Here is an 8,587-nt window from a genome sequence, read left to right as displayed (position 1 = left end):
GGTGTGTGTGCGGGTGGGTGTTGGCCTTTGGGGGCGGGGGTCGGGGTGGGGCGGCGGCGGGCGGGTACGGTACGGGGTGGGGGGGCCCGTCCCCCGCCGGCCGGGGTGCCGTCCGGGGTGGGCGGGTGCTACTTCTTCTCGACCGCGTGGCCGCCGAACTGGTTGCGCAGCGCGGCGATCATCTTCATCTGCGGCGAGTCGTCCTGGCGGGACGAGAAGCGGGCGAAGAGCGAGGCGGTGATCGCGGGCAGCGGCACCGAGTTGTCGATGGCGGCCTCGACCGTCCAGCGGCCCTCGCCGGAGTCCTGCGCGAAGCCGCGCAGGTCGGCGAGGTGCTCGTCCTCGTCCAGGGCGTTGACGGCCAGGTCGAGCAGCCAGGAGCGGATGACCGTGCCCTCCTGCCAGGAGCGGAAGACCTCGCGGACGTCGGTCACCGAGTCCACGGCCTCCAGCAGCTCCCAGCCCTCGGCGTAGGCCTGCATCATCGCGTACTCGATGCCGTTGTGGACCATCTTGGAGAAGTGGCCGGCGCCGACCTTGCCGGCGTGCACGGCGCCGAAGTCGCCCTCGGGCTTGAGGGCGTCGAAGACGGGCTGGACCTTGGCGACGTCCTCCTCGGTGCCGCCGTACATCAGCGCGTAGCCGTTCTCCAGGCCCCACACGCCGCCGGAGACGCCGCAGTCGACGAAGCCGATGCCCTTCACGCCCAGCTCGGCGGCGTGCTTCTCGTCGTCCGTCCAGCGGGAGTTGCCGCCGTCGACGACGATGTCGCCCTCGGACAGGAGCTCCTTGAGCTCGTCGACGGTGGACTGGGTGGCGGCGCCCGCCGGGACCATCACCCAGACCACGCGCGGTCCTTCGAGCTTCTCGACCAGTTCGGCGAGGGAGGCGACGTCGGAGACCTCGGCGTTGCGGTCGTAGCCGATGACGTCGTGGCCCGCGCGGCGGATGCGCTCGCGCATGTTGCCGCCCATCTTGCCGAGACCGATGAGACCAAGCTGCATGTCAGTTCACTTACCTTCGGGAGTCTTTGATGCGGAGTCGGGGTCAGGACGTGCGGCCGCGCAGCGCGCGGTAGGTGGCGACCAGGGCCTGGGTGGACGCGTCGAGGCCGGGGACCTCCGCGCCCTCGGTGAGGGCGGGCTCGACACGCTTGGCGAGCACCTTGCCGAGTTCGACGCCCCACTGGTCGAAGGAGTCGATGTTCCACACCGCGCCCTGGACGAACACCTTCTGCTCGTAGAGGGCGATGAGCTGGCCGAGGACCGAGGGGGTCAGCTCCCTGGCGAGGATCGTCGTGGTCGGGTGGTTGCCCTGGAACGTCCTGTGGGCGACCAGGTCCTCGGCGACGCCCTCCGCGCGGACCTCGTCGGGCGTCTTGCCGAAGGCGAGCGCCTGGCCCTGCGCGAACAGGTTGGCCATGAGCAGGTCGTGCTGGCCCTTGAGGTCGTCGCTCAGCTCGCCGACGGGCTCGGCGAAGCCGATGAGGTCGGCGGGGATCAGCTTGGTGCCCTGGTGGATGAGCTGGTAGTAGGCGTGCTGGCCGTTGGTGCCCGGGGTGCCCCAGACGACCGGTCCGGTCTGCCACTCCACGCGCCGGCCCTGGCGGTCCACGGACTTGCCGTTGGACTCCATGTCGAGCTGCTGGAGGTAGGCGGTGAACTTGGACAGGTAGTGCGAGTACGGCAGCACCGCGTGCGACTGGGCGCCGTGGAAGTTGCCGTACCAGATGCCCAGCAGGCCGAGCAGCAGCGGGGTGTTGGCCTCGGCGGGCGCCGTGCGGAAGTGCTCGTCGACCAGGTGGAAGCCGTCGAGCAGGGCGCGGAAGTGGTCCGGGCCGATGGCGATCATCAGCGACAGGCCGATGGCCGAGTCGAAGGAGTAGCGGCCGCCGACCCAGTCCCAGAACTCGAACATGTTGGCCGTGTCGATGCCGAAGTCGGCGACCTTCTCGGCGTTGGTCGACAGGGCGACGAAGTGCTTGGCGACGGCGCTCTCGTCGCCGCCGAGGCCGGCGAGGAGCCAGCCGCGGGCGGCGGTGGCGTTGGTGATCGTCTCGATCGTGGTGAACGTCTTCGAGGCGATGACGAACAGCGTCTCGGCCGGGTCGAGGTCGCGGACGGCCTCGTGCAGGTCGGCGCCGTCCACGTTCGACACGAAGCGGAACGTCAGCCCGCGGGCGGTGTAGGGGCGCAGGGCCTCGTACGCCATGGCGGGTCCGAGGTCGGAGCCGCCGATGCCGACGTTCACGACGTTCTTGATGCGCTTGCCGGTGTGGCCGGTCCACGCGCCGGAGCGGACCTTGTCGGCGAAGGCGGCCATCTTGTCGAGGACGGCGTGCACCTTCGGCACGACGTTCTCGCCGTCGACCTCGACCACGGCGTCGGCCGGGGCGCGCAGCGCCGTGTGCAGCACGGCGCGGTCCTCGGTCGTGTTGATCTTCTCGCCGCGGAACATGGCGTCGCGCTGCCCGAACACGTCGGTGGCGGTGGCCAGTTCCTGGAGCAGGGCGAGCGTCTCGTCCGTGATCAGGTGCTTGGAGTAGTCGATGTGCAGGTCGCCGACCTGGACGGTGTAGCGCGCGGCGCGCTGCGGGTCGTCGGCGAAGAGGTCACGCAGGTGCGTGCCGTTGAACTTCGCACGGTGGTCCTCGATGGCGGTCCACTGCGGGCGGCGCGTCAACAGAGGGGCGTTCTCAGGCATGGTCCACGGGCTCCTTGGTACCGGAGGCGCTGCCGTGCAGCGCGACGGCGTACATCTCGTCGGCGTCGAGGCGGCGCAGCTCCTCGGCGATCAGTTCGGCCGTGGAGCGGACCTTCAGGGCGAGGGTGCGCTGCGGCTGGCCGGGCAGGGTCAGGGTGGCGAGCGGTCCGTCGGGGCGGTCGATGACGATCTCGCCGCCGGGGGTGCCGAGGCGGACCGCGGTGACGACCGGGCCGTCGGTGGTGATCCGCTCGACCTGGACGCCGAGCCGGGTGCCGAGCCAGCGCGCGAGCAGTTCGGCGCTGGGGTTCTCGGCCTCGGACTCGACGGCCGCGGAGACGATCTCGGCGCGGGCCTGGTCGAGGGCGGCGGCGAGCATGGAGCGCCACGGGGTGAGGCGGGTCCAGGCGAGGTCGGTGTCGCCGGGGGCGTACGACGCGGCGCGCAGGGCGAGGGCGCCGATCGGGTCCTCGACGGCGTAGGCGTCGGTGATCCGGCGGGCGGCGAGGGCGCCCAGCGGGTCCTTGGCGGGCTCGTCCGGGGCGTCCACCGGCCACCACACGACGACGGGCGCGTCGGGCAGCAGCAGCGGCAGCACGACCGAGTCGGCGTGCCTGCTGACCTCGCCGTGGGTGCGCAGGACGACGGTCTCGCCGGTGCCCGCGTCGGAGCCGACCCGGACCTCGGCGTCGAGCCGGTTGCCCTGGCGGTCGCGCGGGGAGCGGGCGGTGCGCTTGATCACGACGAGGGTGCGCGAGGGGTGCTCGCGGGACGCCTCCTGGGCGGCCTTCGTCGCGTCGTAGGCGTTCTCCTCGTCCGTGACGATGACCATCGTCAGGACCATGCCCACGGCGGGCGTCCCGATGGCGCGGCGCCCCTCGACGAGCGCCTTGTTGATCTTGCTTGCCGTGGTGTCGGTCAGGTCGATCCTCATGGCCTGCGCCAGCTCCGTCCGTCTCGTGCGAGCATCTCGTCCGCTTCCCGGGGGCCCCAGCTGCCGGAGGCGTACTGGGCGGGCCTGCCGTGGCCGTCCCAGTGTTCCTCGACGGGGTCGAGGATGCGCCAGGACTCCTCCACCTCCTCCGTGCGGGGGAAGAGGTTGGCGTCGCCGAGCAGCACGTCCAGGATCAGCCGCTCGTACGCCTCCGGGCTGGACTCCGTGAACGACTCGCCGTACGCGAAGTCCATGGAGACGTCACGGATCTCCATCGAAGTACCCGGGACCTTCGAACCGAAGCGTACGGTCATGCCCTCGTCGGGCTGGACCCGGATGACGACCGCGTTCTGGCCGAGTTCCTCGGTGGCGGTGGAGTCGAACGGCGAGTGCGGGGCGCGCTGGAAGACGACCGCGATCTCGGTGACGCGGCGGCCCAGGCGCTTGCCGGTGCGCAGGTAGAAGGGGACGCCCGCCCAGCGGCGGTTGTCGATCTCCAGCTTCACGGCGGCGTAGGTGTCGGTCTTCGACTGCGGGTCGATGCCGTCTTCCTGGAGGTAGCCGCGGACCTTCTCGCCGCCCTGCCAGCCCGCCGCGTACTGGGCGCGCACGGTGGAGCGCTCCAGGTCGGCGGGGAGCCGGACGGACTTGAGGACCTTGAGCTTCTCGTTGACGAGCGACTCGGCGTCGAACGCGGCCGGCTCCTCCATCGCCGTGAGGGCGAGCAGCTGGAGCAGGTGGTTCTGGATGACGTCGCGGGCCGCGCCGATGCCGTCGTAGTAGCCCGCGCGGCCACCGATGCCGATGTCCTCGGCCATGGTGATCTGCACGTGGTCGACGTAGCTGCGGTTCCAGACCGGCTCGTACATCTGGTTGGCGAAGCGCAGCGCCAGGATGTTCTGGACGGTCTCCTTGCCGAGGTAGTGGTCGATGCGGAAGACCTGCTCGGGGGCGAACACGTCGTGCACGATCGCGTTCAGCTCGCGCGCCGACGCGCTGTCGTGGCCGAACGGCTTCTCGATGACGGCGCGCCGCCAGGAGCCGTCGGGGGCGTCCGCGAGGCCGTGCTTCTTGAGCTGCTGCACGACCTTGGGGAAGAACTTCGGCGGGACGGACAGGTAGAAGGCGTAGTTGCCGCTCGTGCCCTGCTTCTCGTCCAGCTCGTCGACGGCCTCGCGCAGCTGCTTGAAGGCGGTGTCGTCGTCGAAGTCGCCGGGGATGAAGCGCATGCCCTCGGCGAGCTGGGCCCAGACCTCCTCGCGGAAGGGGGTACGGGCGTGCTCGCGCACCGAGTCGTGGACGACCTGGGCGAAGTCCTGGTCCTCCCACTCGCGGCGGGCGAAGCCGAGGAGCGAGAAGCCGGGCGGCAGCAGACCGCGGTTGGCGAGGTCGTAGACCGCCGGCATCAGCTTCTTGCGGGACAGGTCGCCGGTGACGCCGAAGATGACGAGCCCCGAGGGGCCCGCGACGCGCGGCAGGCGGCGGTCGCGGGGGTCGCGGAGCGGGTTGGCCCACTCCTGCGACGGGAGGGAGGCGACGCTCACTTGGCCTCGCCGCCCCGGAGGCGGTCGGCGACCGTGGCGAGCAGGTCGTTCCAGGCGGCCTCGAACTTGGCGACGGCCTCGTCCTCCAGCTGCTGGACGACCTCGTCGTAGGAGATGCCGAGCTTCTCGACGGCGGCGAGCTCCTCGCGGGCGGTCCCGTAGGTGCCCGAGACGGCGTCGCCGTGGATGTCGCCGTGGTCGGCGGTGGCGTTCAGGGTGCCTTCCGGCATGGTGTTGACGGTGCCGGGGGCGGCCAGCTCGTCGACGTAGAGGGTGTCCTTGTACGCCTTGTCCTTGACGCCGGTCGAGGCCCACAGCGGGCGCTGCTTGTGGGCGCCCGCGGCGGCCAGCCTGGTGGCGCGCTCGGTGGCGAAGACCTGCTCGAAGGCCTCGTAGGCGAGCCGGGCGTTGGCGAGGGCGGCCCTGCCGCGCACGGCCTTCGCCTCGTCGGTGCCCAGGGCGTCGATCCGCTTGTCGATCTCGGTGTCGACGCGCGAGACGAAGAACGAGGCGACGGAGTGGATGGTGGAGAGGTCCAGGCCGCGCTCGTGGGCCTTCTCCAGACCGGCCAGGTAGGCGTCCATGACGGCCTTGTAGCGGTCGAGGGAGAAGATCAGCGTGACGTTGACCGAGATGCCGAGGCCGATGACCTCGGTGATCGCCGGGAGGCCCGCGAGGGTCGCCGGGATCTTGATCATGACGTTGGGGCGGTCGACGAGCCAGGCGAGCTGCTTGGCCTCGGCGATCGTGGCTCCGGTGTCGTGGGCCGAGCGCGGGTCGACCTCGATCGACACGCGGCCGTCGCGGCCGCCGGTGGCGTCGTACACCGGGCGCAGGATGTCGGCGGCGGCGCGGACGTCGGCCGTGGTCATCATGCGGACGGCCTCGTCGACGGTGACCTTGCGGACGGCCAGGTCGGCCAGCTGGTCCTCGTAGCCCGCGCCGGAGCCGATGGCCGCCTGGAAGATCGACGGGTTGGTGGTGACGCCGACGACGTGGGACTTCTCGATCAGTTCGGCGAGGTTGCCGGACTCGATGCGGGTGCGGGACAGGTCGTCCAGCCAGATGGAAACGCCTTCGTCGGAGAGGGCCTTGAGGGGCGACGAGCTGACGGCGTTGCTCATGGTGTGCTTCATCTTCTTTCGGTGTGACGCGGTACGTGCGGGTCGTGGGGTCAGGCGCGGGCGGCGGCCAGCGACTCCCGGGCCTGGTCGGCGACGTTCTCGGCGGTGAAGCCGAACTCCTCGAAGAGGACGTCCGCGTCGGCGGAGGCGCCGAAGTGCTCCAGGGAGACGATGCGGCCGGCGTCGCCGACGTAGCGGTAGCAGGTGAGGCCGATGCCGGCCTCGACGGCGACGCGGGCGCGGACCGACGGCGGCAGGACGGACGCGCGGTAGGCCTCGTCCTGCTCCTCGAACCACTCGACGGACGGCATCGACACGACACGGGTGGCGACGCCCTCGGCCTCCAGCCGCTCCCGGGCGGCGACGGCGACCTGCACCTCGGATCCGGTGGCGATCAGGATGACGTCCGGGGTGCCGGTGGACGCCTCGGCGCGGACGTAACCGCCCTTGGCGGCCGCCTCGTCGGCCTCGTAGGTCGGCAGGCCCTGGCGGGAGAGCGCCAGGCCGTGCGGGGCCGGCTTGACCGAGCCGCGGCGCAGGATCTCGCGCCAGGCGATGGCGGTCTCGTTGGCGTCGGCCGGGCGGACGATGTTCAGGCCCGGGATGGCGCGCAGCGAGGCCAGGTGCTCGACCGGCTGGTGGGTCGGGCCGTCCTCGCCGAGGCCGATGGAGTCGTGCGTCCACACGTACGTGACGGGGAGCTGCATGAGCGCCGACATGCGGACGGCGTTGCGCATGTAGTCGGAGAACGTCAGGAACGTGCCGCCGTAGACGCGGGTGTTGCCGTGCAGCGCGATGCCGTTCATCTCGGCGGCCATCGAGAACTCGCGGATGCCGAAGTGGATCGTGCGGCCGTAGGGGTCGGCCTCGGGCAGCGTGTTGCCGGCCGGCAGGAACGACGAGGTCTTGTCGATGGTCGTGTTGTTCGAGCCGGCGAGGTCGGCGGAGCCGCCCCACAGCTCGGGGACGATCGGGCCCAGCGCCTGGAGGACCTTGCCGGACGCGGCGCGGGTGGCGAGCTTGGTGCCGGCCTCGAAGGCGGGCAGGTGCTGCTCCCAGCCCTCGGGGAGGCGGCCGGCGAGGATCCGGTCCAGCGTCGCGGAGCGCTCGGGGTTGGCCCCGCGCCACTCGGCGAGCTTCTTGTCCCAGGCCGCGTGGGCCTCGGCGCCGCGGTCGAGGGCGAGCCCGGCGTGGGCGGCGACGGCGTCCTCGACGTCGAAGGACTTCTCCGGGTCGAAGCCGAGGACGCGCTTGGTGGCGGCCACCTCGTCGTCGCCCAGCGCCGAGCCGTGCGCGCCCTCGGTGTTCTGCTTGGACGGGGCGGGCCAGGCGATGATCGTGCGCATCGCGATGAAGGAGGGCCGGTCGGTCACGGCCTTGGCGGCGGCGAGGGCGGCGTGCAGGGCGCGGACGTCGACGTCGCCGTTCTCCTGCGGGGTGATCCGCTGCACGTGCCAGCCGTACGCCTCGTAGCGGGCGAGGACGTCCTCGGAGAAGGCGGTCGCGGTGTCGCCCTCGATGGAGATGTGGTTGTCGTCCCAGAGGAAGACGAGGTTGCCGAGCTTCTGGTGGCCGGCCATCGACGACGCCTCGGCGGAGACGCCCTCCTCCAGGTCGCCGTCGGAGACGATGGCCCAGACGGTGTGGTCGAAGGGGCTCTCGCCGGGGGCGGCCTCGGGGTCGAACAGGCCGCGCTCGTAGCGGGCGGCCATCGCCATGCCCACCGCGTTGGCGGCGCCCTGGCCGAGCGGGCCGGTCGTGGTCTCGACCCCGGCGGTGTGGCCGTACTCGGGGTGGCCGGGGGTCTTGGAGCCGTGCGCGCGGAACCCCTTCAGGTCGTCCAGGCCCAGCTCGTAGCCGGACAGGAAGAGCTGGGTGTAGAGGGTCAGGCTGGTGTGGCCGGGCGACAGCACGAAGCGGTCGCGGCCGGTCCACTCCGGGTCGGCCGGGTCGTGGCGCATGGCCTTCTGGAACAGGGTGTACGCGGCGGGGGCGAGGCTCATCGCCGTACCGGGATGGCCGTTGCCGACCTTCTGCACGGCGTCCGCCGCCAGGACGCGGGCGGTGTCGACGGCGCGCTGGTCGAGCTCGGTCCACTCGAAGGGGCGCTCAAAGGGGTCGAGGCCGTCGGGTGTCTGCGTGCTCATCTGTATGACTTCCTTCGCATCCGTTGTCTGTCCAAGGTGCCGCGGGGCACCTGCCGCCAGAATCCAAAGCTCCTGGTCGCGACAGGTTCAAACTTAAAGGTCATACTTTTGAGGGGACAGGTGGCCCCGTGCCAG

Annotated in this window: 6 protein-coding genes; all 6 read right to left on the bottom strand. The window is 71.3% G+C overall.

What is annotated here, in order from left to right:
* Positions 1-128: 128 nt before the first annotated feature.
* The 6 genes from gnd to tkt are packed head-to-tail and all read right to left on the bottom strand — an operon-like array spanning position 129 to position 8,452.
* The gene (gene gnd, locus ACIP5K_RS33050) at positions 129-1,004 is read right to left on the bottom strand and encodes a phosphogluconate dehydrogenase (NAD(+)-dependent, decarboxylating) (protein WP_401415558.1); all 876 of its coding nucleotides are present in this window, start codon (positions 1,002-1,004) and stop codon (positions 129-131) included.
* A 43-nt stretch (positions 1,005-1,047) separates the two neighbouring features.
* The gene (pgi, locus tag ACIP5K_RS33045; RefSeq protein WP_401415556.1) at positions 1,048-2,703 is read right to left on the bottom strand and encodes a glucose-6-phosphate isomerase; all 1,656 of its coding nucleotides are present in this window, start codon (positions 2,701-2,703) and stop codon (positions 1,048-1,050) included.
* Positions 2,696-3,637 (bottom strand): glucose-6-phosphate dehydrogenase assembly protein OpcA, encoded by a 942-nt coding sequence (gene opcA / locus ACIP5K_RS33040; protein ID WP_401415554.1) that lies wholly within the window; start codon positions 3,635-3,637, stop codon positions 2,696-2,698. Before opcA ends, pgi begins: the two co-directional genes overlap by 8 nt.
* Positions 3,634-5,181, bottom strand: a complete 1,548-nt coding sequence (zwf, locus tag ACIP5K_RS33035) for a glucose-6-phosphate dehydrogenase (protein WP_401415552.1) — start codon at positions 5,179-5,181, stop codon at positions 3,634-3,636. The genes opcA and zwf overlap by 4 nt, the downstream gene beginning before the upstream one ends.
* Positions 5,178-6,305: a transaldolase gene (gene tal, locus ACIP5K_RS33030; RefSeq protein ID WP_401415550.1), complete on the bottom strand. Its 1,128-nt coding sequence runs from the start codon at positions 6,303-6,305 to the stop codon at positions 5,178-5,180. The genes zwf and tal overlap by 4 nt, the downstream gene beginning before the upstream one ends.
* Positions 6,306-6,355: 50 nt before the next feature.
* Positions 6,356-8,452 carry a transketolase gene (tkt, locus tag ACIP5K_RS33025; RefSeq protein ID WP_401415548.1) on the bottom strand — a complete coding sequence of 699 codons (2,097 nt, stop codon included), beginning with the start codon at positions 8,450-8,452 and terminating at the stop codon, positions 6,356-6,358.
* Between the last annotated feature and the right edge of the window lie 135 nt (positions 8,453-8,587).

This window comes from Streptomyces sp. NPDC088785 (genome assembly GCF_044750685.1).
GTDB lineage: Bacteria > Actinomycetota > Actinomycetes > Streptomycetales > Streptomycetaceae > Streptomyces.
Note: the sequence above shows the minus strand (reverse complement) of the source record. Positions and strands in the feature narration are given on the sequence as shown.

What these genes read in the sequence shown, in the direction of transcription:
- pgi (WP_401415556.1), bottom strand. Translation starts at nt 2,703, where the DNA reads ATGCCTGAGAACGCCCCTCTGTTGACGCGCCGCCCGCAGTGGACCGCC.
- gnd (WP_401415558.1), bottom strand. Translation starts at nt 1,004, where the DNA reads ATGCAGCTTGGTCTCATCGGTCTCGGCAAGATGGGCGGCAACATGCGC.
- opcA (WP_401415554.1), bottom strand. Translation starts at nt 3,637, where the DNA reads ATGAGGATCGACCTGACCGACACCACGGCAAGCAAGATCAACAAGGCG.
- tkt (WP_401415548.1), bottom strand. Translation starts at nt 8,452, where the DNA reads ATGAGCACGCAGACACCCGACGGCCTCGACCCCTTTGAGCGCCCCTTC.
- tal (WP_401415550.1), bottom strand. Translation starts at nt 6,305, where the DNA reads ATGAGCAACGCCGTCAGCTCGTCGCCCCTCAAGGCCCTCTCCGACGAA.